Here is a 21,206-nt window from a genome sequence, read left to right as displayed (position 1 = left end):
GTGCGGGGGCGCCGGCGGGGCAGGAGGGGGAAAGCATGCGCATTGGACTCGTCGTCGATTCGGCCTGTGATCTGCCGCGCGACTACATCGAGCAGCATCGCATCGGCATCCTGCCGATCACGATCCATCTGGAGGGGCGCGATTTCGTCGATCGGCGCGAGCCGGAGGCGACGCTCGACTTCTACCGCAACCACATGAGTGCCGCGGCGGACGCGGGCACGTCGGCGTTCTCGCCCGAGCAGATCAAGGAGTTCTTCCTCAATGATTTGGTCACGCAGTACGACTTCGTCGTCTGCCTGACGATCGCCAGCAGCCGCAGTCCGATCTACGAGAACGCGGTGAAGGCGTCGTTCGCGATCCTGAGCGAATACAAGCCGGTGCGGTCGGCTGCCGGCGTCGCGGGTCCGTTCTCGCTGCGCGTGATCGATTCGCAGAACCTGTTCGCCGGCCAGGCGATCACGGCCGTCGAGACGGTGCGCATGATCCAGGACGGCGTCGGCAACCCGAACAAGATCCGCGAGCGGCTCGACCAGCTGATCCAGAACACCTACGGCTACATGATCCCGCGCGATCTGAACCACCTGCGCAAACGGGCGCAGAAGCGCGGCGATCGCAGTATCGGCCTGGTCGGGGCGATGCTCGGCACCGCGCTGGACATCAAGCCGCTGCTGCGTGCCTACCGCAACGAAACCGGTCCCGTGGCCAAGCTGCGGCATTTCGACGATGCGGCACAGAAGGCCTTCGGCTACATCGAGAAGCGGGTGACGGCGGGGCTGATGACGCCCACGGTGTCGCTGTGCTACGGCGGCGATCTCGCGGACATGCGCAAGCTGCCCGGCTACGACGAGCTGATCCGCACCTGCCGGCGCAAGAACGTCGAGGTGTTCGAGAGCATCATGAGCATCACCGGCGGCGCCAACGTCGGCGAGGGCGCGCTGGCGTTTGCGTTCGCTGCGGAGCCGCACGAAGTCGAGCTGTAGCTGGCCCGACAGCGGGTAAGCTATGCGCCCCCGTCCAGCTGGAGCGCGCATGCCTACTCGTATCGCCGTACTCGGTGCCACCGGGCGCATGGGCCGATCCGTGATCGAGGCCGCGGCGCAGAACCCTGCGGTACGGCTGGGCGTGGCGTTCGAGCGGGCGGGTCATTCCGAACTGGGCCGCGACGCGGCGGCGCTGGCGGGGCTCGCACCCGCCGGAGTAGCCATCCGCGACGATCTGGCGGCCTGCGCGGCCGACTTCGACGTGCTGATCGACTTCACCCGCCCGGATGGCACACTCGCCGCGCTGCAGGTCTGCACGGCGGCGGGCAAGGCGATGGTCATCGGCACGACCGGCTTCAGCCCCGAGCAGAAGGCGCAGGTCGAGAGGGCGGCCGAACGCATCCCGATCGTGCTCGCCGCCAATTTCAGTGTCGGCGTCAATCTGTGCCTGAAATTGCTCGAAGAGGCGGCGCGCGTTCTCGCCGACGACTTCGACATCGAGATCGTCGAGGCCCATCATCGCCAAAAGGTCGATGCGCCTTCGGGCACGGCTCTGGCGATGGGCGAGGCGGTCGCGCGCGGCGCCGGCATCGATCTCAAGGCGCATGCGGTCTATGCCCGCGAGGGCCACACCGGCGCCCGCGCGAAGGGCGCCATCGGCTTCGCGACCGTGCGCGGCGGCGACGTCGTCGGCGACCACACGGTGATGTTTTTGGGCGAGGGCGAGCGTGTCGAGATTGCGCACAAGGCCAGCAGCCGCCAGAATTTCGCCCGCGGTGCGGTGCGTGCGGCGGCCTGGCTGAAGGGTCGTGCGCCGGGCCTGTACTCGATGCGCGACGTGCTGGGCCTGTGACGATGGCCGTGGATATCCGCGCCGCGACGGCGGCCGACGTGCCGGTGCTGCTGGAGCTGATCCGCGCACTGGCCGAGTACGAGAAGCTGCTCGACGAGGTCACGGCCACAGAAGACGCGTTGCGCCAGTCCTTGTTCGACGAGCGCCGCTACGCGGAGGCGCTGATTGCGTGGGAAGGCGGGCAGGCACTGGGCTTTGCGCTGTACTTCCACAACTACTCGACCTTCCTCGGCAAGCCGGGCCTCTACCTGGAGGATCTGTTCGTGCGACCGGAGCACCGCGGCCGCGGACTGGGGCGCCGGCTGCTGTCTGCCGTGGCTGCGGTCGCGGTCGAACGCGGCTGCGGTCGTTTCGAATGGGCCGTGCTCGACTGGAACGCCCCGGCGATCGCGTTCTATCAACGCCTGGGCGCACGGCCGCTCACGGACTGGATCATGCACCGCGTCAGCGGTGACGCCCTGCGTGCGCTGGCCGCGGAGCGGCGCTGAGGTCGGCGTGAGCGACCCGGAAAAGCCCATCCGCGGGCGCGGGACGCGCCTCAATCCCGAAGGTCGCTTCGAGAGCCGCCGGCGCGAGGACTTCGACGAGGACTGGCCGCACGACGAGGATGCGCCGCCGCCAACGACCGAACTCTTCATCGACCATGCGCGCACGATCATCACCCGCAACGATTCGCCCGACATTCCGTTCACGCAATCGGTCAATCCCTACCGGGGCTGCGAGCATGGCTGCGTGTACTGCTACGCGCGGCCGGCGCACGCGTATCTGAATCTCTCGCCGGGCCTCGATTTCGAGACCAAGCTGTTCTACAAGCCCGATGCCGCAGCGCTGCTGGAAGAGGAGCTGCGCAAGCCCGGCTACCGGCCCGAGTGGATATCGCTGGGCGCCAATACGGACCCCTGGCAGCCGGTCGAGCGCAGGCTCGGCATCACGCGCGGCATTCTCGAAGTGCTCGCGCGCTTCCGTCACCCGGTCGGCATCGTCACCAAGGGCGCAGCGATCATCGAGCGCGATCTGGATCTGCTGGCCGTGATGGCGCGCGACCAGCTGGTGATGGTCGCGATCTCGATCACGACTCTCGATCCGGAACTCAAGCGCACGCTGGAACCGCGCGAGTCGGCGCCGGCGACGCGCCTGCGCGTGATGCGTCGGCTCGCCGATGCCGGTGTGCCGGTGATGGTGATGTTCTCGCCGGTGATTCCGGCCGTGAACGATGCCGAGATGGAGCGGGTGCTCGAAGCGGCGCGCGACGCCGGCGCCCGGCACGCCAGCTACACGATGTTGCGTCTGCCCTACGAGGTCAGGGACCTGTTCCGCGACTGGCTGCAGACCCATCTGCCGCTGCGCGCCGATCACGTCATGAGTCTGGTCCGGCAGACGCGCGGCGGCCGGGATTACGACAGCGATTACGCCACGCGCATGCGCGGGCAGGGCGTTCTGGCGGACGTCATCGCGCAGCGCTTCCGCGCCGCCTGCCGGCGGCTGGGGCTCAACACCGAGCGCTTCTCCGGCCTGTCCACTGCGCACTTCCGCGTGCCGCCGCGCAGCGGCGACCAGCTCGGCCTGGAGATCTGAAGAAAAAGACCAAAAAAACGTGGACGATGACGCGCTGCACCAATATAATGCCCGCCTAATCCTGAACGGGGGCGCATGCCCCCGTTTTAGTGTGCAACGCTCGGATTAGAACGACACCCATGCCAGAACTCAAACCGGCCCTGCTCGCGCTCGCGGACGGCTCCATATTCAAGGGTGTTTCGATCGGCGCCGACGGCCAGACGGTCGGCGAAGTGGTGTTCAACACCGCGATGACCGGCTACCAGGAGATCCTCACCGATCCCTCGTACCGCGAGCAGATCGTCACGCTGACCTATCCGCATATCGGGAACGTCGGCGTCAATGCCGAGGATGCCGAGTCCGACCGCGTCAACATCGCCGGACTGGTGCTGCGCGAGGTGCCGCGGCGGCCGAGCAATTTCCGCTCGACGCAGGACTTCCGCGAGTACCTGAAAGCCAACCGGGTCGTCGCCATCGCCGGCATCGACACGCGCCGGCTGACGCGCATCCTGCGCGACAAGGGCGCGCAGAACGGCTGTATCGTCGCCGGCGGACGCATCAGCGAGAAGAAGGCGCTGGACGCCGCACGCGCATTTCCGGGCCTCAAGGGCATGGATCTGGCCAAGGTCGTGAGCGTCAAGGATGCCTACCGCTGGACCCGGGGCAGCTGGGAACTGGCCACGAACCGCGAGACCGAACCGGGGCGCGGCGATCGCCACGTCGTCGTCTATGACTTCGGCGTCAAGCGCAACATCCTGCGCATGCTGGTGGATCGTGGCTGCAGCGTGACCGTCGTTCCGGCACGGACCCCGGCTGCCGAGGTGCTCCAGCTCAAGCCGGACGGCGTCATGCTGTCGAACGGCCCCGGCGATCCCGAGCCCTGTGATTACGCGATCGCCGCCGCGCGCGCGTTCATGCAGCGCAAGCTGCCGCTGTTCGGCATCTGCCTGGGGCACCAGATCCTCGGCCTGGCCGTCGGCGCACGCACGATCAAGATGAAGTTCGGCCACCACGGCGCCAATCATCCGGTGCAGGACCTGGAATCCGGCCGCGTGATGATCACCAGCCAGAACCACGGGTTCGCGGTGGACGAGGCGACGCTGCCCGGCAACGTCGTTGCCACGCACCGCTCGCTGTTCGATGGATCGCTGCAGGGTTTGCGCGTCAAGGATGCGCCGGCGTTCAGCTTCCAGGGGCATCCCGAGGCGAGTCCCGGCCCACACGACGTCGGTGAACTGTTCGACCGCTTCATCGAGATGATGGCCGACTGAGCCGCAGCGAAGACATGCCAAAACGTACCGACATCAAGAGCATCCTGATCATCGGCGCCGGACCGATCGTCATCGGCCAGGCCTGCGAGTTCGACTACTCGGGCGCGCAGGCGTGCAAGGCGCTGCGCCAGGAGGGCTATCGCGTCATCCTGGTCAATTCGAATCCGGCGACGATCATGACCGACCCGGAGATGGCCGATGCGACCTACATCGAGCCGATCCGCTGGCAGGCGATCAAGAAGATCATCGAGAAGGAACGCCCCGACGCGCTGCTGCCGACGATGGGCGGACAGACCGCGCTCAACTGCGCGCTCGACCTGGCCAAGCACGGCGTGCTCGAGAAATTCGGCGTCGAGCTGATCGGCGCCAAGGAGCGCGCGATCGACGTCGCCGAAGACCGGCAGAAGTTCCGCGACGCGATGACCGAGATCGGGCTGGGGTCGGCACGGTCCGGCGTCGCGCACACGATGGAGCAGGCGCGCAGGATCCAGGCGGACATCGGTTTCCCGGTGATCATCCGGCCGAGCTTCACGCTCGGCGGCACCGGCGGTGGTGTCGCCTACAACGTCGATGAGTTCGAGGAGATCGTCACGCGCGGCCTCGACCTGTCGCCGACCACCGAGGTGCTGATCGAGGAGTCGCTGCTCGGCTGGAAAGAGTACGAGATGGAGGTCGTCCGCGACCGCAAGGACAACTGCATCATCGTCTGCTCGATCGAGAACTTCGATCCGATGGGCGTGCACACCGGCGACTCGATCACGGTCGCGCCGGCGCAGACGCTCACCGACAAGGAATACCAGATCATGCGCAACGCGAGCATCGCGGTGCTGCGCAAGATCGGTGTCGATACCGGCGGCTCGAACGTGCAGTTCGCGATCAACCCCAGGGACGGGCGCATGATCGTGATCGAGATGAACCCGCGCGTGTCGCGTTCCTCGGCACTGGCGTCGAAGGCCACGGGCTTTCCGATCGCCAAGATCGCGGCCAAGCTGGCGGTTGGCTACACGCTCGACGAGCTGAAGAACGACATCACCGGCGGTGCCACCCCGGCCTCGTTCGAGCCGAGCATCGACTACGTCGTCACCAAGATTCCGCGTTTCACCTTCGAGAAATTTCCGCAGGCGGATTCACGGCTGACGACGCAGATGAAGTCAGTCGGCGAGGTCATGGCGATCGGCCGCAACTTCCAGGAGTCGCTGCAGAAGGCGATGCGCGGTCTCGAGGTCAGCTCCGACGGCTTCGACCCGCAGGTGGCGCCGGAGCAGGGCGTTTACACGGGCGAGTCGCTGAACCGCATCCGCACCGAGCTCGCGATCCCGCGCGCGAAACGTCTCTGGTATGTCGGCGACGCCTTCCGTGCCGGCATGAGCGTCGATGACGTCCATCAGGCGTCGAAGATCGATCCCTGGTTCCTCGAACAGATCGAGGAACTGATCAGGACCGAGCGCGAGGTGGCCGGCCAGAAGCTCGGCACGCTCGAGGCGGTCGATCTGCGCCGCTACAAGCGGCTGGGTTTCTCGGACGCCCGCCTGGCACGGCTGATGGGGGTCAAGGAAGACTCCGTGCGCCGGGCGCGTCACAAGCTCGGCGTCCGTCCCGTGTACAAGCGTGTCGATACCTGCGCCGCCGAGTTTCCGACGGCGACGGCCTATCTGTACTCGTCCTACGACGAGGAGTGCGAAGCGCAGCCGTCGCAGCGTGACAAGATCGTGATCCTCGGCGGCGGCCCGAACCGCATCGGCCAGGGCATCGAGTTCGACTACTGCTGCGTGCACGCCGCGCTGGCGCTGCGCGAGGATGGCTACGAGACCATCATGGTCAACTGCAATCCGGAGACGGTGTCCACCGACTACGACACCTCGGATCGGCTGTATTTCGAGCCGCTGACGTTCGAGGACGTGATGGAGATCATCGAGCTCGAAAAGCCCAAGGGCGTGATCGTGCAGTTCGGCGGACAGACGCCGTTGAAGCTGGCGCAGAAGCTCGAAGCCGCCGGCGCGCCGATCATCGGCACGACACCGGATGCGATCGACCTCGCCGAGGACCGCGAGCGCTTCCAGAAGCTGGTGGACAAGCTCGGCCTGCTGCAGCCGCCCAACGGCACCGCGACTTCCGAGAAGCAGGCGCTCGCGGTGGCCAAGAAGGTCGGCTACCCGCTGGTGGTGCGCCCGTCCTACGTGCTCGGTGGCCGCGCGATGGAGATCGTCTATGACGATGCCGACCTGCTGCGCTACATGCGCGAGGCCGTGCAGGTGTCGAACGATTCGCCGGTGCTGCTCGACCGCTTCCTCAACGATGCGATCGAGGTCGATGTGGACGCGCTGGCCGACGGCAGCGACGTCATCATCGGCGGCATCATGGAGCACATCGAGGAGGCCGGCGTGCATTCCGGCGACTCGGCCTGCTCGCTGCCCGCGCATTCATTGCCGAAGAAGGTCCAGGACGAGATCCGCAGGCAGATCGTCAAGCTGGCCAAGGCCCTGGACGTCGTCGGGCTCATGAACACGCAGTTCGCGGTGCAGGACGGCAAGGTGTTCCTGCTCGAGGTCAATCCGCGTGCGTCGCGCACCTCGCCGTTCGTGTCCAAGGCCACCGGCCGGCCGCTGGCGAAGATCGCAGCGCGTTGCATGGTCGGCCAGTCGCTCAAGGCGCAGGGCGTGACCAAGGAGATTCTGCCGCCGTACTTCTCGGTGAAGGAATCCGTGTTCCCGTTCAGCAAGTTCCCGGCGGTCGATCCGCTGCTCGGGCCGGAGATGCGCTCCACCGGCGAGGTCATGGGCACCGGCGCGCACTTCGGCGAGGCCTTCCACAAGGCGATCCTCGCCGCGGGCATGGACATCCCCCGCAAGGGGAACGCGTTCATATCGGTCCGCGATCAGGACAAGAAGAAGGCGGTCGAGCTCGCGCGCATCCTCGCCGGCAGGGGTTTCAAGGTGTACGCGACACACGGGACGGCCGCGGCGATCCAGAAAGCAGGTGTGCCCTGCGAAGGCGTCAATAAGGTCAAGGAAGGCCGCCCGCATTGCGTGGACATGATCAAGAACGGCGAAATCCACTTCATCGCCAATACCACCGAGGGCAAGCAGTCGATCGAGGAGTCCCGCTCGATCCGAGCTTCCGCGATCCAGGGCAAGGTCTGCTACTTCACGACGATCGCCGGTGCGCTGGCGGCGGCGGCGGCCATGGACCACCTGGACCGCCTGGATGTCAACCGCCTGCAGGGTTTGCACGCGTCGATTCAATAGGTACCATTCGCGGCACCATTCGATAGGGCCTGCCGCGCCGGCGCGGCGGGCATTCCTTTGGGTGCGCGTCCTGCGCAAGCCGTGGCCGTTCGGCGGGGAAACAGTTCACTGGACTGTTTCCTGATCCGCCTCACTGGCCACGACTTTCAAATCACGCCACAACGACTCATGAGCAAGATTCCGATGACGGCCCGCGGCGCCGACAAGCTGCGCGAAGAACTGAAGTACCGCAAGGGCGAACTGCGTCCGAAGATCATCGCGGCGATCGAGGAGGCGCGCAAGCAGGGCGACCTGCGTGAGAACGCGGAGTACCATGCGGCGCGCGAGCAGCACGGCTTCAACGAAGGGCGTATCCAGGAAATCGAGTCCAAGCTCGGTTCCGCGCAGGTCATCGACGTATCGCAGATGCCGGCCTCCGGCCGGATCGTGTTCGGCGTGACGGTCGATCTGGCCGACGCCGACTCTGGTGACGAGATGCGCTACCAGATCGTCGGCGAGGACGAGGCGGATGCCAAGAGCGGCCTGATCTCGGTGAATTCTCCGATCGCCCGGGCCTTGATCGGCAAGAACGAGGGCGACATCGTGCAGGTGATGACCCCGGCCGGGGCGCGCGAGCTTGAAATCGTCAAGGTGCACTACATATAGCAGCGAGCGGGCGGCGGGCAGTCCCGTCCTGCCGCTCTTTAACCGTGACCGGCCCGTCACGTCGTACCGGATGACTCAGAAACGCCGCCCCAGCTCGGCCCGATGGTTGGCCGAACATGAAACCGATCCTTACGTCCAGGAAGCGCGGCGGCTCGGTCTGCGCTCGCGCGCGGCGTTCAAGCTCAAGGAAATCCAGGAAAAGGACCGCATCCTCAAGCCGGGCCAGATCGTCGTCGATCTGGGCGCGGCGCCCGGTGGCTGGAGCCAGGTCGCACGGCCCTTGCTGGGCAGCCGCGGGCAGCTGTTCGCTCTGGACATCCTGCCGTTCGAGCCGATTCCCGGCGTCGATATTCTCATCGGCGACTTCCGCGAGGACGCGGTGCTGCACCGGCTGGAGGCTCGCGTGGGCGACCAGATGGTCGATGTCGTGATGAGCGACATGGCGCCCAACATCAGCGGCGTGGAGGCGGCCGACCAGGCCGGCTCGATCTATCTGTGCGAGCTGGCGCTGGAGTTCGCCAAGGCGCATCTCAAGCCGCGCGGCACGCTGCTGGTGAAGGCGTTCCAGGGCGAGGGCTTCGAGCCCTATGTCAAGACGCTGCGTGCCTCGTTCGAGACGGTCCATATCCGCAAGCCGAAGGCCTCCCGTCCGCGCAGCAGCGAGGTTTATCTGCTGGCGCGCAACTTTCATGCGGTGTAGTGTTCTGATAGCTGGGAGCACCCGACCGGGTGCGCAGCGTGCAGGATCCGCGTTCGAAGGCGCGGCCATCGAGGAACTGAATTGAACGATCTGGCCAAGAATCTGCTGCTCTGGGTGGTGATCCTCGTCGTCCTGATGAGTGTCTTCCAGAGCTTCTCGTCGCGCTCGCGCAGCCAGCCGGAGCTGGCGTATTCCGAGTTCATGAACCAGGTCGAGCAGGGCAACGTCGCCGAAGTGGCCATCAACGGCCCCCTGATCCGCGGCGAACTCCGCGGCGGATCGCGCTTCGTGACCATCAGCCCCGAGACGGACAACCGGGCGATGATCGGCAGCCTGCTGCAGAACAAAGTCAAGTTCAGCGGCGAGCTGCCCAAGGAAACGCCGTGGATCCTACAGCTGCTGTTCAACGCCTTCCCGATCCTGCTGCTGATCGCGGTCTGGGTCTATTTCATGCGCCAGATGCAGGGCGGCGGCGGCGGCCGCGGTGCGCTGTCCTTCGGCAAGAGCCGCGCACGCATGCTCAACGCCGACCAGGTGAAGATCACGTTCAATGACGTTGCCGGTTGCGAGGAGGCCAAGCAGGAGGTCGCCGAACTGGTCGACTTCCTCAAGGACCCGGCCAAGTTCCAGAAGCTGGGCGGCAAGATTCCGCGTGGCGTGCTGATGGTCGGCTCGCCCGGCACCGGCAAGACCCTGCTCGCCAAGGCGATCGCCGGCGAGGCCGGCGTGCCGTTCTTCACGATCTCGGGTTCCGATTTCGTCGAGATGTTCGTCGGCGTCGGCGCCTCACGCGTGCGCGACATGTTCGAGCAAGCCAAGAAGCATGCGCCGTGCATCATCTTCATCGACGAGATCGACGCCGTCGGCCGTCATCGTGGCGCCGGCCTGGGCGGCGGTCACGACGAGCGCGAGCAGACACTCAACCAGCTGCTGGTCGAGATGGACGGTTTCGAGGGCAACGAAGGTGTGATCGTCATCGCCGCGACCAACCGTCCGGACGTGCTCGATCCGGCGCTGCTGCGTCCGGGCCGCTTCGACCGCCAGGTCGTCGTGCCGCTGCCGGACGTGCGCGGCCGCGAGCAGATCCTCAAGGTGCACATCCGCGCCGTCCCGCTGGCCGAAAACGTCAAGCCGGAGATCATCGCGCGCGCGACGCCGGGCTTCTCCGGTGCCGATCTCGCCAATCTGGTCAACGAGGCCGCGCTGTTCGCCGCGCGTGCCAACAAGCGCCTGGTCGATCACGACGACTTCGAGCGCGCCAAGGACAAGATCATGATGGGCGCCGAGCGCCGGTCGATGGTGATGTCCGAGGACGAGAAGAAACTCACCGCCTATCACGAGGCGGGTCACGCGATCGTCGGACTGTCGGTGCCCGAGCACGATCCGGTGTACAAGGTCACGATCATTCCGCGCGGCCGTGCGCTGGGCGTGACGATGTTCCTGCCGGAAGAGGACCGTTACAGCTACACCAAGCAGCGGCTGAACTCGCAGATCTGCTCGCTGTTCGGCGGGCGCCTGGCCGAGGAGATCATCTTCGGACCCGACAAGGTCACGACCGGCGCATCCAACGACATCGAACGCGCGACCGAAATCGCGCGCAACATGGTCACCAAGTACGGTATGTCGGACCGCCTCGGCCCGCTTGCCTACAGCGAGGACAACGGCGAGGTCTTCCTCGGCAAGAGCGTGACGCAGACCAAGCACGTCTCCGATGACACCGCGCATGCGATCGACGAGGAAGTGCGCCAGGTGATCGAGTCGAACTACCAGCGCGCCAAGAAGATCCTCGAGGACAATCTCGACAAGCTGCACGTGATGGCCGAGGCGCTGATCAAGTACGAAACGATCGACGCCGAGCAGTTGCGCCGCATCATGGCCGGCCAGAATCCGGGGCCGCCCGAAAGCTGGACGGACGGCAGTCGTCCATCCGGCGGTACGCCGAAGCCGGCCGCGGAGGCCGCGCCCAAGCCGGGGCCGTCGTCGAAGCCTGCAAGCCAGACCTGACCCGCTGACCTAGACTAGAAGGGCCGGCATACGCCGGCCCTTCTGCGTTGCCGCCGTGTACCTGCAACTGCCCGCCCGGAGACTGGACTTGAGCGTGCCCTGCGTCATGGGCGTGCTCAACGTGACGCCGGATTCCTTCTCCGACGGCGGGCGTTACCGAGGTGTCGAGGCGGCGCTGGCGCGCGCCTTGGCGATGGTGGACGAGGGTGCCGCGATCATCGACGTCGGCGGAGAATCGACGCGTCCCGGGGCAGCGCCCGTGGACGAGCAGGAGGAACTCGATCGCGTCGTGCCGGTCATCGAGCGGCTGCGCGAGCGTTCGGACGTGGTGATCTCCGTCGATACCTCGAAGCCTGCAGTGATGCGCGCCGCCTGCGCCGCCGGCGCCGAGATCGTCAACGACGTGTACGCGCTGCGCATCCCCGGCGCGATCGAGGCGGTCGTCGCCGCGGGAGCCGCGGTCTGCCTGATGCACATGCAGGGCGAACCGCGCACCATGCAGCTGGCGCCGGTCTACGACGACGTGCTCGACGAGGTGCGCGGCTTTCTCGACCAGCGCGTGCGTGTTTGTCACGCCGCCGGTATCGCCGGCAGTCGCATCGTGCTCGATCCCGGGATCGGTTTCGGCAAGACCGTCGAGCACAATCTGCGGCTGCTGGCGCATCTGGACCGGCTGTCCATGGACGACCGTCCGGTGCTGATCGGGCTGTCGCGCAAGTCGCTGTTCGGCAGCCTGCTCGGACGCGCTGTTCAGGATCGTCTGGCCGGCGGACTGGCCGGCGCGGCGCTTGCGGTTTGGCAGGGGGCCGCTATAGTGCGCGCCCACGACGTCGTGCAGACGGTGGATGCGGTGCGCACGGCATACCAGATCAGAATGAGGAGGACGCCATCGTGAGTCGCAAGTACTTCGGTACCGATGGCGTCCGCGGACGTGTCGGCCAGTCGCCGATGACCCCGGACTTCGCGCTCAAGCTCGGCTGGGCCGCAGGGCGCGTGCTCGGCGGCGGTTCCGGCACGCGTGTGCTGATCGGCAAGGACACCCGGCGTTCGGGCTATCTCTTCGAGTCGGCGCTGGAGGCCGGATTCGCGGCGGCGGGGGTGGAATCGGACCTGCTCGGGCCCTTGCCGACGCCTGGAGTCGCTTACCTGACCCGCGCGTTGCGCGCGCAGGCGGGTGTCGTCATCTCGGCCTCGCACAATCCGCATCACGACAATGGCGTGAAGTTCTTCGGCGCCGACGGTGGCAAGTTGAGCGATGCCGTCGAGCAGGAGATCGAGGCGATGCTCGATGTCCCGATGGCCTGCGTTGCGCCCGAGGATCTCGGCCGCGCCAAGCGCATCGACGACGCCGCCGGGCGGTATATCGAGTTCTGCAAGGGTACCTTCGGCGAGCGCAGCCTCAACGGAATGCGGCTCGTGGTCGATTGTGCCAACGGGGCGGCGTATCGCGTCGGTCCGGCGGTGTTCGAGGAACTCGGTGCGAGCGTCGTCGCCCTCGGGGTGCAACCGGACGGATTGAACATCAATCTCGGCTGCGGCTCGACGCATATGGACCTGCTGCGCGCGCGCGTCCGGGACAGCGGCGCGCAGCTCGGCATCGCCCTGGACGGCGACGCGGATCGTTGCCTGATGGTCGATGAGCATGGCAACGAGGTCGATGGCGACCAGATTCTCTACATCATCGCGCGCTCCCGCGTCGCCAATGGCGGGCTCGCCGGGCCGGTGGTCGGGACGCAGATGTCCAATCTCGGACTGGAGCATGCGCTCGGGCGACTGGGCGCGCCGCTGTTGCGCGCCAAGGTGGGCGATCGCTACGTCATGGAGATGCTCAAGGCACACGGCGGCGTGCTCGGTGGCGAGACGTCCGGCCACACCATCTGCCTGGACAAGACGACCACCGGGGATGGCATCGTCACGGCGTTGCAGGTGCTGACGGTGCTGGTCCGTGAAGGCCGCGGCCTCGCCGACGCCGCGGCGGGAATGAACAAGTATCCGCAGGTGCTGATCAATGTGCCGGTGTCCGGCGCGGCCGACCAGGCCCTCAAGGCGCCGGCCGTGGCCGCGGCCCGCGCGGAGGTCGAGGCGCAACTGCGCGGCCGCGGCCGCGTGCTGTTGCGCGCGTCCGGGACCGAGCCGCTGATCCGTGTCATGGTCGAGGCGGAAGATCCGGACGAGACCCGGCGCGCAGCGGAGTATCTGGCGAACTGCGTGAGGGAGGTGTGCCGATGACGAACGCGACGAAGGCGATGACGGGGAGCAGAACGATGCAGCGACGGGCACTGGTGGCGGGCAACTGGAAGATGAACGGTTCGCGCGACAGCAATGCGCACCTGATCCACGACATCCTTCTGGAGGTCCGGAAATATCCGGACGTGGACGTACTGGTCTGCCCACCGGCCATCTACATCGAGTCCGTCGGCCGCCAGTTGGACGGCAGTCCGGTGCAGCTCGGTGGCCAGAACCTGTCCGAACAGGAGAAGCAGGGAGCCTACACGGGTGAACTCCACGGCAGCATGCTGCGCGACGTCGGTTGTTCGTACGTGATCGTTGGTCATTCGGAGCGGCGGGCCTTCTATGGCGAGACCGATGCCGTCGTCGCCGCCAAGTTTCGTGCGGCCCAGTCCTGCGGACTGACACCGATCCTGTGCGTGGGCGAAACCTTGCAGGAGCGCGAGTCCGGCCAGACCGAGGCCGTGCTCGCACGGCAGATCAAGTCCGTTCTGGACGCCTGCGGTATCGCGGCATTCAAGCAGGCGGTCGTCGCCTACGAGCCGGTGTGGGCGATCGGTACCGGCCGTACCGCGACACCGGACCAGGCACAGGACGCGCATGCGTTCATCCGTGGCCAGCTTGCCGGCGCCGATGCTAGAATTTCCAATTCGCTTCGCATCCTCTACGGCGGCAGCGTCAAGGCCGACAATGCGGAGTCCCTGTTCAACTGCCCCGACGTCGATGGCGGCCTCATCGGCGGTGCGTCGCTGAAGTCGGGTGAATTCATGGCGATCTGTGCCGCCGCACAATCGCGGAGCAAGTGAGTCTGGCATGTACACGGTTCTGGTCATCGTTCAAGTTCTGGCCGCGGTTGCCCTGATCGGGCTGATTCTGCTGCAGCACGGCAAGGGTGCCGATGCCGGCGCGGCGTTCGGCAGCGGTGCGTCCGGCACCGTGTTCGGCGCTCGCGGTTCGGCCAATTTCCTGTCGCGGACCACGGGCTGGCTGGCGACGGTGTTCTTCGCCGCCAGTCTGGCCCTGGCTTACTGGGTGCATGGCGAGCGCAAGGCCGAGTCCATCGTCGATCGCGTGCCGGCCGCGGCCGAGCAGGCCGCGCCCGCCGACACCGGCGCCGCGCCCGAGCCTCAGGCGCCGGCGGTTCCCGAGTAATTTTTTCTCCGCCCGGCATCCGGCTAGAGACAAGCGCGGTTCTGGGCGGTAAACTTCGCGCCCCTTGCGTGGCCCACGTGGTGGAATTGGTAGACACGCTACCTTGAGGTGGTAGTGGCGAAAGCCGTGGGAGTTCGAGTCTCTCCGTGGGCACCAGCGAGGAAGCCGTCTCGGAAACACGATCCGTTTCGGGGCTTTTCGGTTCGATTTTCGGGGCGGCGGCGGCACCGGTTTTGTTGCTTCGCAACGGTGCAGAAGCTATACTTATTGTCTGTCTGGTGCGGGGTGGAGCAGTCTGGCAGCTCGTCGGGCTCATAACCCGAAGGTCGCAGGTTCAAATCCTGCCCCCGCTACCAATATTTTGGTCCCGACAAGGCCCCGCGAGGGCCTTTTTTATTGGTCGATTTGCCTGTGCGAGTGCGTGCGAGTCTGGAATGACGGTATTGCGTGAGCGATTGCAGCAGATGCTCGAGCCGGTGGTGGAAGCCCTGGGCTATGAGCTGTTGCTGCTCGAGTTTGCGCCGAGCACCAAGAGCGGGCTGCTGCGGCTGTACATCGATCGTGCGGAGGCTGGTCCGGGCGAGAGTCCGGGCGGGATCACGATCGACGACTGCGAGCGGGTCAGCCGCGAGGTCGCGGCCGTGCTCGACGTCGAGGATCCGATCAGCAGCGGATACCGGCTGGAGGTTTCGTCGCCCGGCCTGGACCGTCCGCTGGTCAAGCCCGCTCACTTCGAACGCTTCGTGAACGAACAGGCGCGCGTGCAGCTGCTGGCGCCACTCGGTGGTCGGCGCAGGTTCGTCGGCTGGATCCGCGGGGTGCGTGACGGAAGGTTGAACCTGGAAACCAAGGAAGGCGCGGTCGAGATTCCGCTCGCGGACATCGACCGTGCGCGCCTCGTGCCAGATTACGATCGAGAGTAACTGATCATGAACAAGAACATCCTGTTGATGGTGGACGTCGTCTCCAACGAGAAGGGCGTCGAGAAGGAACTGATCTTCCAGGCTCTCGAAGCCGCGCTGGCGTCGGCCGGCAAGGAGCAGTACGGCGACGAGTCGGATCTGCGCGTGGCCATCGACCGCGAGACGGGTGAGTACGAGACATTCCGTCGCTGGACCGTCCTCGAGGACGACAGCGAGGAGTTTGAGTTCCCGGAGCGGCAGATCAAGCTGTCCTACGCGCTCAAGGAAAAGCCGGATGCGAAGCCCGGCGACGTGATCGAGCACAAGGTCGAGTCCGTGGACTTCGGCCGTATCGGCGCGCAGAAGGCGAAGCAGGTCATCGTGCAGAAAGTGCGTGAGGCCGAGCGGGCGCTCGTGGTCGAAGCTTACCGCGGCCGTGTCGGTGAGCTGATCAGCGGCCAGGTCAAGCGTCTCGAACGCGGCAACGTCATCGTCGATCTGGGCGGCAATGCCGAGGCGATCATCCTGCGCGATCAGATGATCCCGCGGGAGCCGGTGCGCCCAGGCGATCGGATCCGTGGCTACCTCTACGAGGTCAGCCCGCAGGTGCGGGGGCCGCAGTTGTTCCTGTCGCGCACGTCGCCGAAGTTCCTGATGGAACTGTTCAAGCTCGAGGTGCCGGAGATCGCCCAGGGACTGATCGAGCTCAAGGGCGCGGCGCGCGATCCGGGTCTGCGCGCGAAGATCGCGGTGCAGGCCAAGGACCGCCGCATCGATCCGGTCGGCGCCTGTGTCGGCATGCGCGGATCGCGCGTGCAGAGCGTGTCCAACGAGCTGGCCGGCGAGCGTGTCGATATCGTGCCGTGGGACGAGAACATCGCGCAGTTCGTGATCAATGCGATGGCGCCCGCGGAGGTCGAAACCATCGTCGTGGACGAAGAGTCGCATTCGATGACGATCGGCGTCTCGGAAGAGAAGCTGGCGCAGGCGATCGGCCGTGGCGGTCAGAACGTGCGTCTGGCATCCGAGCTGACCGGCTGGGTGCTCAATGTCATGACCACTGCCGATGCGGAAGCCAAGAAGGAAGAGGAGAACCAGTCGGTTCTGCGCAACTTCATGGAATACCTCGATGTCGATGAGGAGGTCGCAAGCATCCTCGTGCAGGAGGGTTTCACGACGCTCGAAGAGATTGCCTACGTGCCGGCGCAGGAGCTGGCAAAGATCGAGGAGTTCGACGAAGGCATCATCGAGGAGCTGCGCAACCGCGCGCGCGACGTGTTGCTGACCAAGGCCATCGCCAAGGCCGAGCAGCGTGCGCATGCGCATCCGGCGGACGATCTCGTCACGCTCGACGGCATGGACGAGGACACCGCCTACCAGCTGGCCGAAGCGGGCGTGAGCACCTGCGAGGCGCTGGCCGACCTCGCGACGGATGAGCTGCTGGAACTGCTGCCCGATGTGGGCGAGCAACGTGCGTCGGCGCTGATCATGGCTGCGCGCGCCAAGGCATACGCCTGATCGGCGCACCACCGCTGTCGATTTTCGGGGAACGATTCAGATGTCAACGCTAACCGTTCAGGATTTCGCTAAAGAGCTGGGACGGCCTGTCGAGGAGCTGCTGGAGCAGTTCCGCGAGGCTGGCGTGTCCGTGTCGAAGGCCGATGCCGCGGTGACAGCGGAAGACAAGATCGCGCTGTTGAATTACCTCAAGCAGAAAACGGGTACGGCCACCGCGGGTGAGCCGCGCCGGATCACGCTCAAGCGTCGTGAGACGACGGAACTTCGCCTCGGTGGCGGACGCGGGGCGCCGGCCAAGACCGTCAGCATCGAGGTGCGAAAGAAGCGCACCTACGTCAAGCCCGAAGAAGGCGCCCCCGCGCTCGACGAGCAGGCGACCCGCGAAGCCGACGAGCTCGCTGCGCGCGCGGAGGCCGAGCGTGAGGCGGCGGCCCGTGCAGCAGCCGAGGCCGACGCCCGTCGGCACCAGGAGGAGCTCGAGCGCAAGCTCCGCGTCGAGGAAGAAGCGCGGCAGCGCGCGGAGCAGGAGGCCGAGGTCCAGCGTGCGAAGGAGCAGCATGAGCGCGCGCTGGCGGAGGATCCGCTTTATCGGGCCAAGTGGGAGGCCGAGCGTGCGCGGATGCGTGCGGCCGAGAACGTCAGGCGCGCCGCCGAGGCGGCGCGTGCTTTGGCGGCGCAGCCCGCAGCCGTCGTACCGGCCGCTCCGGCGGCCGGCGCGGTGCCGGCCCCGGCGAAGAAGGCGCCCGAACGCGTCGCCCGCGAGCGCGGCGCCGGAGACCGCCAGCACCGGACCGAACTGCATCTGGCCGAGGGCAAGGGTGGGCGCCGCGAAAAGAAGGCGAAGAAGCCGTCCGGCCGCGTGCGGGTCGAGAATGTCCACGTCTTCGAGAAACCGGTAGCGCCGATCGTCCGCGAGGTCGAAGTGCCGGAGGCGATCACGGTCGGCGAGCTGGCCAACCGCATGGCGGTCAAGGCCACCGAGCTGATCAAGGTCATGATGAAGAACGGCATCATGGCGACGATCAACCAGACGCTCGATCAGGACACCGCGTTGCTGATGGTGGAGGAGATGGGCCACAAGGCACGCGCGGTCAAGGCCACCGATTTCGAGGAAAGCCTGGAACAGGCGGTTGCCGGCAGCGAGGCCGATGTCGAACGCGTACTGCGCCCGCCCGTGGTCACCATCATGGGTCACGTCGACCACGGCAAGACCTCGTTGCTCGACCACATCCGCAAGACACGTGTGGCGGCTGGTGAGGCCGGCGGCATCACCCAGCACATCGGCGCGTATCACGTGCAGACGCCCAAGGGCATCATCACGTTCCTGGACACGCCGGGCCACGCGGCATTCACGAAGATGCGCGCACGCGGCGCGCAGGTCACCGATATCGTCATTCTCGTCGTCGCCGCTGATGATGGTGTGATGCCGCAGACGGTCGAGGCGATCCAGCATGCCAAGTCGGCCAAGGCGCCCCTGATCGTGGCGATCACCAAGATCGACAAGCCCGAAGCGGACATCGACCGCGTCAAGAACGAGCTGACCAAGTACGAGATCGTCCCCGAGGAATGGGGCGGCGACACGCAGGTGGTCGGAGTCTCGGCTTTCACCGGCGAAGGCATCGATGCGCTGCTCGACGCGATTCTCGTGCAGGCGGAGATCCTCGAACTGACGGCGCCGGTCGAGGCGCTCGCGCGCGGCAACATCCTCGAATCGTCCGTCGAGAAGGGGCGCGGCCCGGTCGCGACCGTGCTCGTTCGCGCCGGAACACTCAAGCAGGGCGATGTCATCCTCAGCGGACCGCATTTCGGCCGTGTGCGCGCGATGTTCGATGAGAACGGGCGTCCGGTGAAGGAAGCCGGTCCGTCGATTCCGGTGCAGGTCCTGGGTCTGTCCGGCGCGCCGGATGCCGGCGATGATGTCGTCGTCGTCGCCGACGAGCGCAAGGCGCGCGAGCTGGCGATCGTGCGCGAGCAGAAACTGCGCGAGCAGCGCATGGCGCAGTCGCAGGCGGTGCGCATGGACCAGATCTTCGCCAAGATGGGCGAGGGCGAGGTCAAGCAGCTCAATCTGATGGTCAAGGCCGACGTGCAGGGTTCGGCGGAGGCCATCGCCGAGGCGCTGCGCAAGCTGCCCAGCGGCGAGGTCAAGGTCAACGTGCTGTCGACCGCGATCGGCGGCATCAACGAGTCCGACATCGATCTGGCGCTGGCCTCGAAGGCGATCATCATCGGCTTCAACGTCCGTGCCGACGCGGCGGCGCGCAAGCACATCCAGGACACCGGTGTGGACGTGCGCTACTACTCGATCATCTACGAGATCCTGGACGACGTGTCCGACGCGATTTCTGGCCTGCTGGGCACCGAGACGCGCGAGCAGATCGTCGGCATCGCCCAGGTGCGCGAGGTGTTCCGCAGCTCCAAGCTGGGCAACATCGCCGGCTGCCTCGTGATCGAGGGCTCGGTCCAGCGCAACCTGCCGATCCGCGTGCTGCGCAACAACACGGTCATTTTCGAAGGCGTGCTCGAATCACTGCGTCGATTCAAGGACGACGTGCAGAAGGTCGAGGCCGGCACGGAATGCGGCATCGGCGTGAAGGACTACAACGATGTCAAGGCCGGCGACCAGATCGAGTGCTTCCAGCGCGTCGAAGTGCGCCGCACGGTATCCGCGGCCGCGTGAGTGCGGCCGCGCCGGCCGAGGCTGAATGAAGGACTATCCACGCAAGCTCCGCATCGGTGCGCAGATTCACAGCGAGTTGGCAGCGCTGGTGCGGGACGAGCTGTCGGATCCCCGTGTCGCGGATGTCACCATCACGTCGGTCGATGTCTCGCCGGATCTGCGCAATGCGCGCGTGCTCGTCAGCCTGCTCGGTGATGACCAGCGTCTGGCGGACGCCGTTGAGGGCCTGCAGCATGCGGCCGGCCGCTTGCGTGGCGTGCTGGGGCGACGCCTGAGCCTGCGCTACGTGCCGCAACTGCGCTTCGCCGCAGACGTCGGCCTGCGGGAAGGCGACCGGCTCAACGCCCTGATCCGCGACGCGGTGCGCCGCGACGCCGAACATCACGATCCGTCCAACGACTGACCGCGTGCGGCACATGAGCACGGTCAGACGCCCGCGCCGGTCGGTCACCGGCATCCTGCTGCTGGACAAGCCCGCCGGCATCACGTCCAACCAGGCGCTGCAGCAGGTCAAGCGCTGGTATCAGGCCGACAAGGCCGGGCATACCGGCAGTCTCGATCCGCTGGCCACCGGCGTGCTGCCGATCTGCCTGGGCGAGGCCACCAAGCTGTCCGGCGTGCTGCTGGATGCCGACAAGAGTTACCGGGCCGATGCGGCGGTCGGCACACGGACGTCCACCGGCGACCTGGAGGGTGAGGTCGTCGAAACCTCCAGCGGCAGGCTGGAGCGCGCCGCGCTGCTGGCGGTCCTGCCCCGATTTCGCGGGCCGATCCGGCAGGTGCCGCCGATGTACTCGGCGCTCAAGCACCAGGGCCAGCGCCTGTATGTCCTGGCGCGCCAGGGCACCGAGGTCGTGCGCGAAGCGCGCGACGTGACCATCCACGCGCTGGAACTGGAAGACTTCGCGCCGGATCGGTTTCGCCTGTTCGTGCGCTGCTCGAAGGGCACTTACATCCGCACGCTGGTCGAGGACATCGCCCGCGCGGCAGGCCAGTGTGCCCATCTGACCGCCCTGCGGCGCACGGAAGTCGCGCCCTTCGCGGAGTCGAGGCTGTACACGCTCGACCAGCTCGAACAAAGCTTGCACGACGGCGGGTTGGCGGCGATCGACGCACTGCTGCTCGATCCGGCAGCGGGACTCGCCCACTGGCCGCGGCTGCGTGTCGATCCGGTCCGGGCCGCCTATCTGGCCCAAGGGCAGCCGGTCCGGGTCGCCGGGGCGGCACGCAACGCGCGCCTGGCGGTGCTCGATGAGGACGGGAGGCTTCTCGGACTCGCCGAATCCGACGCTGCCGGGCTCGTGGCGCCGCGGCGCTGGCTGCGCGGGTCTCCCGCCAGTCCTTTCCAATCCAGAGATGAGCCTGAAGGGCGGATCTGAGTGAGGGGCTGTCAGGCGGCGGGACGCTGGGCTTTGCTGATGGAAAGGAACAACTGATCCCGAGCCTGATTGAGGCGTCGGGCGGCGTCATTGT

18 protein-coding genes and 2 tRNA genes are annotated in these 21,206 nt (G+C 66.5%); all 20 read left to right on the top strand.

Translation table 11 applies throughout. The annotated features are described in order from the left end of the window. The first annotated feature begins 35 nt into the window (after positions 1–35). The 20 genes from AAG565_RS00100 (at position 36) to truB (ending at position 21,112) form a co-directional block, all read left to right on the top strand. The gene (locus AAG565_RS00100; protein ID WP_348817492.1) at positions 36–980 is read left to right on the top strand and encodes a DegV family protein; all 945 of its coding nucleotides are present in this window, start codon (positions 36–38) and stop codon (positions 978–980) included. 49 nt (positions 981–1,029) lie between these two features. Next, positions 1,030–1,833 (top strand): 4-hydroxy-tetrahydrodipicolinate reductase, encoded by an 804-nt coding sequence (gene dapB, locus AAG565_RS00095; protein WP_348817491.1) that lies wholly within the window; start codon positions 1,030–1,032, stop codon positions 1,831–1,833. 2 nt (positions 1,834–1,835) lie between these two features. Next, a complete protein-coding gene (locus tag AAG565_RS00090) occupies positions 1,836–2,321 on the top strand; it encodes a GNAT family N-acetyltransferase (protein WP_348817490.1) in 486 nt (161 codons plus the stop codon). Between the two features lie 7 nt (positions 2,322–2,328). Then, a complete protein-coding gene (locus AAG565_RS00085; RefSeq protein ID WP_348817488.1) occupies positions 2,329–3,408 on the top strand; it encodes a PA0069 family radical SAM protein in 1,080 nt (359 codons plus the stop codon). 119 nt (positions 3,409–3,527) lie between these two features. After that, positions 3,528–4,658: a glutamine-hydrolyzing carbamoyl-phosphate synthase small subunit gene (carA, locus tag AAG565_RS00080; protein WP_348817487.1), complete on the top strand. Its 1,131-nt coding sequence runs from the start codon at positions 3,528–3,530 to the stop codon at positions 4,656–4,658. Between the two features lie 14 nt (positions 4,659–4,672). Next, entirely contained in the window at positions 4,673–7,903 is a 3,231-nt protein-coding gene (gene carB / locus AAG565_RS00075) for a carbamoyl-phosphate synthase large subunit (protein WP_348817486.1), read from the top strand. A 168-nt stretch (positions 7,904–8,071) separates the two neighbouring features. Beyond that, entirely contained in the window at positions 8,072–8,548 is a 477-nt protein-coding gene (gene greA, locus AAG565_RS00070) for a transcription elongation factor GreA (RefSeq protein ID WP_348817485.1), read from the top strand. A gap of 70 nt (positions 8,549–8,618) precedes the next feature. Then, a complete protein-coding gene (gene rlmE / locus AAG565_RS00065) occupies positions 8,619–9,248 on the top strand; it encodes a 23S rRNA (uridine(2552)-2'-O)-methyltransferase RlmE (protein ID WP_348817484.1) in 630 nt (209 codons plus the stop codon). An 81-nt stretch (positions 9,249–9,329) separates the two neighbouring features. Beyond that, on the top strand, positions 9,330–11,252 hold the full coding sequence (gene ftsH, locus AAG565_RS00060; protein WP_348817483.1) for an ATP-dependent zinc metalloprotease FtsH: 1,923 nt from the start codon (positions 9,330–9,332) through the stop codon (positions 11,250–11,252). A 61-nt stretch (positions 11,253–11,313) separates the two neighbouring features. Continuing rightward, a complete protein-coding gene (gene folP / locus AAG565_RS00055; RefSeq protein ID WP_348817704.1) occupies positions 11,314–12,147 on the top strand; it encodes a dihydropteroate synthase in 834 nt (277 codons plus the stop codon). Continuing rightward, the gene (gene glmM / locus AAG565_RS00050; protein WP_348817703.1) at positions 12,141–13,481 is read left to right on the top strand and encodes a phosphoglucosamine mutase; all 1,341 of its coding nucleotides are present in this window, start codon (positions 12,141–12,143) and stop codon (positions 13,479–13,481) included. Before folP ends, glmM begins: the two co-directional genes overlap by 7 nt. 35 nt (positions 13,482–13,516) lie before the next feature. Continuing rightward, on the top strand, positions 13,517–14,287 hold the full coding sequence (gene tpiA, locus AAG565_RS00045; protein WP_348817482.1) for a triose-phosphate isomerase: 771 nt from the start codon (positions 13,517–13,519) through the stop codon (positions 14,285–14,287). 7 nt (positions 14,288–14,294) lie between these two features. Continuing rightward, positions 14,295–14,633: a preprotein translocase subunit SecG gene (gene secG, locus AAG565_RS00040; RefSeq protein WP_348817481.1), complete on the top strand. Its 339-nt coding sequence runs from the start codon at positions 14,295–14,297 to the stop codon at positions 14,631–14,633. Between the two features lie 71 nt (positions 14,634–14,704). Continuing rightward, positions 14,705–14,789: transfer RNA gene (locus AAG565_RS00035), tRNA-Leu, on the top strand. Positions 14,790–14,912: 123 nt separating this feature from the next. Then, positions 14,913–14,989, top strand: a tRNA-Met gene (locus tag AAG565_RS00030). A gap of 78 nt (positions 14,990–15,067) precedes the next feature. Continuing rightward, the gene (rimP, locus tag AAG565_RS00025) at positions 15,068–15,556 is read left to right on the top strand and encodes a ribosome maturation factor RimP (RefSeq protein ID WP_348817480.1); all 489 of its coding nucleotides are present in this window, start codon (positions 15,068–15,070) and stop codon (positions 15,554–15,556) included. A 6-nt stretch (positions 15,557–15,562) separates the two neighbouring features. Then, positions 15,563–17,053 carry a transcription termination factor NusA gene (gene nusA, locus AAG565_RS00020; protein ID WP_348817479.1) on the top strand — a complete coding sequence of 497 codons (1,491 nt, stop codon included), beginning with the start codon at positions 15,563–15,565 and terminating at the stop codon, positions 17,051–17,053. A gap of 40 nt (positions 17,054–17,093) precedes the next feature. Then, entirely contained in the window at positions 17,094–19,733 is a 2,640-nt protein-coding gene (infB, locus tag AAG565_RS00015; protein WP_348817478.1) for a translation initiation factor IF-2, read from the top strand. 25 nt (positions 19,734–19,758) lie between these two features. Further along, positions 19,759–20,136 carry a 30S ribosome-binding factor RbfA gene (gene rbfA, locus AAG565_RS00010; RefSeq protein ID WP_348817477.1) on the top strand — a complete coding sequence of 126 codons (378 nt, stop codon included), beginning with the start codon at positions 19,759–19,761 and terminating at the stop codon, positions 20,134–20,136. A 13-nt stretch (positions 20,137–20,149) separates the two neighbouring features. Next, complete coding sequence (gene truB, locus AAG565_RS00005) at positions 20,150–21,112, top strand: tRNA pseudouridine(55) synthase TruB (protein WP_348817476.1); 963 nt, start codon at positions 20,150–20,152, stop codon at positions 21,110–21,112. The last annotated feature ends 94 nt before the right edge of the window (positions 21,113–21,206 follow it).

Origin of the sequence: Fontimonas sp. SYSU GA230001 (assembly GCF_040066175.1) — a bacterium.
In the GTDB taxonomy this organism is placed as follows: Bacteria; Pseudomonadota; Gammaproteobacteria; order Nevskiales; family Nevskiaceae; genus Solimonas.
Note: the sequence above shows the minus strand (reverse complement) of the source record. Positions and strands in the feature narration are given on the sequence as shown.

What these genes read in the sequence shown, in the direction of transcription:
- carB (WP_348817486.1), top strand. Translation starts at nt 4,673, where the DNA reads ATGCCAAAACGTACCGACATCAAGAGCATCCTGATCATCGGCGCCGGA.
- rlmE (WP_348817484.1), top strand. Translation starts at nt 8,619, where the DNA reads ATGACTCAGAAACGCCGCCCCAGCTCGGCCCGATGGTTGGCCGAACAT.
- dapB (WP_348817491.1), top strand. Translation starts at nt 1,030, where the DNA reads ATGCCTACTCGTATCGCCGTACTCGGTGCCACCGGGCGCATGGGCCGA.
- carA (WP_348817487.1), top strand. Translation starts at nt 3,528, where the DNA reads ATGCCAGAACTCAAACCGGCCCTGCTCGCGCTCGCGGACGGCTCCATA.
- rimP (WP_348817480.1), top strand. Translation starts at nt 15,068, where the DNA reads ATGACGGTATTGCGTGAGCGATTGCAGCAGATGCTCGAGCCGGTGGTG.
- infB (WP_348817478.1), top strand. Translation starts at nt 17,094, where the DNA reads ATGTCAACGCTAACCGTTCAGGATTTCGCTAAAGAGCTGGGACGGCCT.
- nusA (WP_348817479.1), top strand. Translation starts at nt 15,563, where the DNA reads ATGAACAAGAACATCCTGTTGATGGTGGACGTCGTCTCCAACGAGAAG.
- AAG565_RS00090 (WP_348817490.1), top strand. Translation starts at nt 1,836, where the DNA reads ATGGCCGTGGATATCCGCGCCGCGACGGCGGCCGACGTGCCGGTGCTG.
- AAG565_RS00100 (WP_348817492.1), top strand. Translation starts at nt 36, where the DNA reads ATGCGCATTGGACTCGTCGTCGATTCGGCCTGTGATCTGCCGCGCGAC.
- secG (WP_348817481.1), top strand. Translation starts at nt 14,295, where the DNA reads ATGTACACGGTTCTGGTCATCGTTCAAGTTCTGGCCGCGGTTGCCCTG.
- truB (WP_348817476.1), top strand. Translation starts at nt 20,150, where the DNA reads ATGAGCACGGTCAGACGCCCGCGCCGGTCGGTCACCGGCATCCTGCTG.
- greA (WP_348817485.1), top strand. Translation starts at nt 8,072, where the DNA reads ATGAGCAAGATTCCGATGACGGCCCGCGGCGCCGACAAGCTGCGCGAA.
- rbfA (WP_348817477.1), top strand. Translation starts at nt 19,759, where the DNA reads ATGAAGGACTATCCACGCAAGCTCCGCATCGGTGCGCAGATTCACAGC.
- tpiA (WP_348817482.1), top strand. Translation starts at nt 13,517, where the DNA reads ATGCAGCGACGGGCACTGGTGGCGGGCAACTGGAAGATGAACGGTTCG.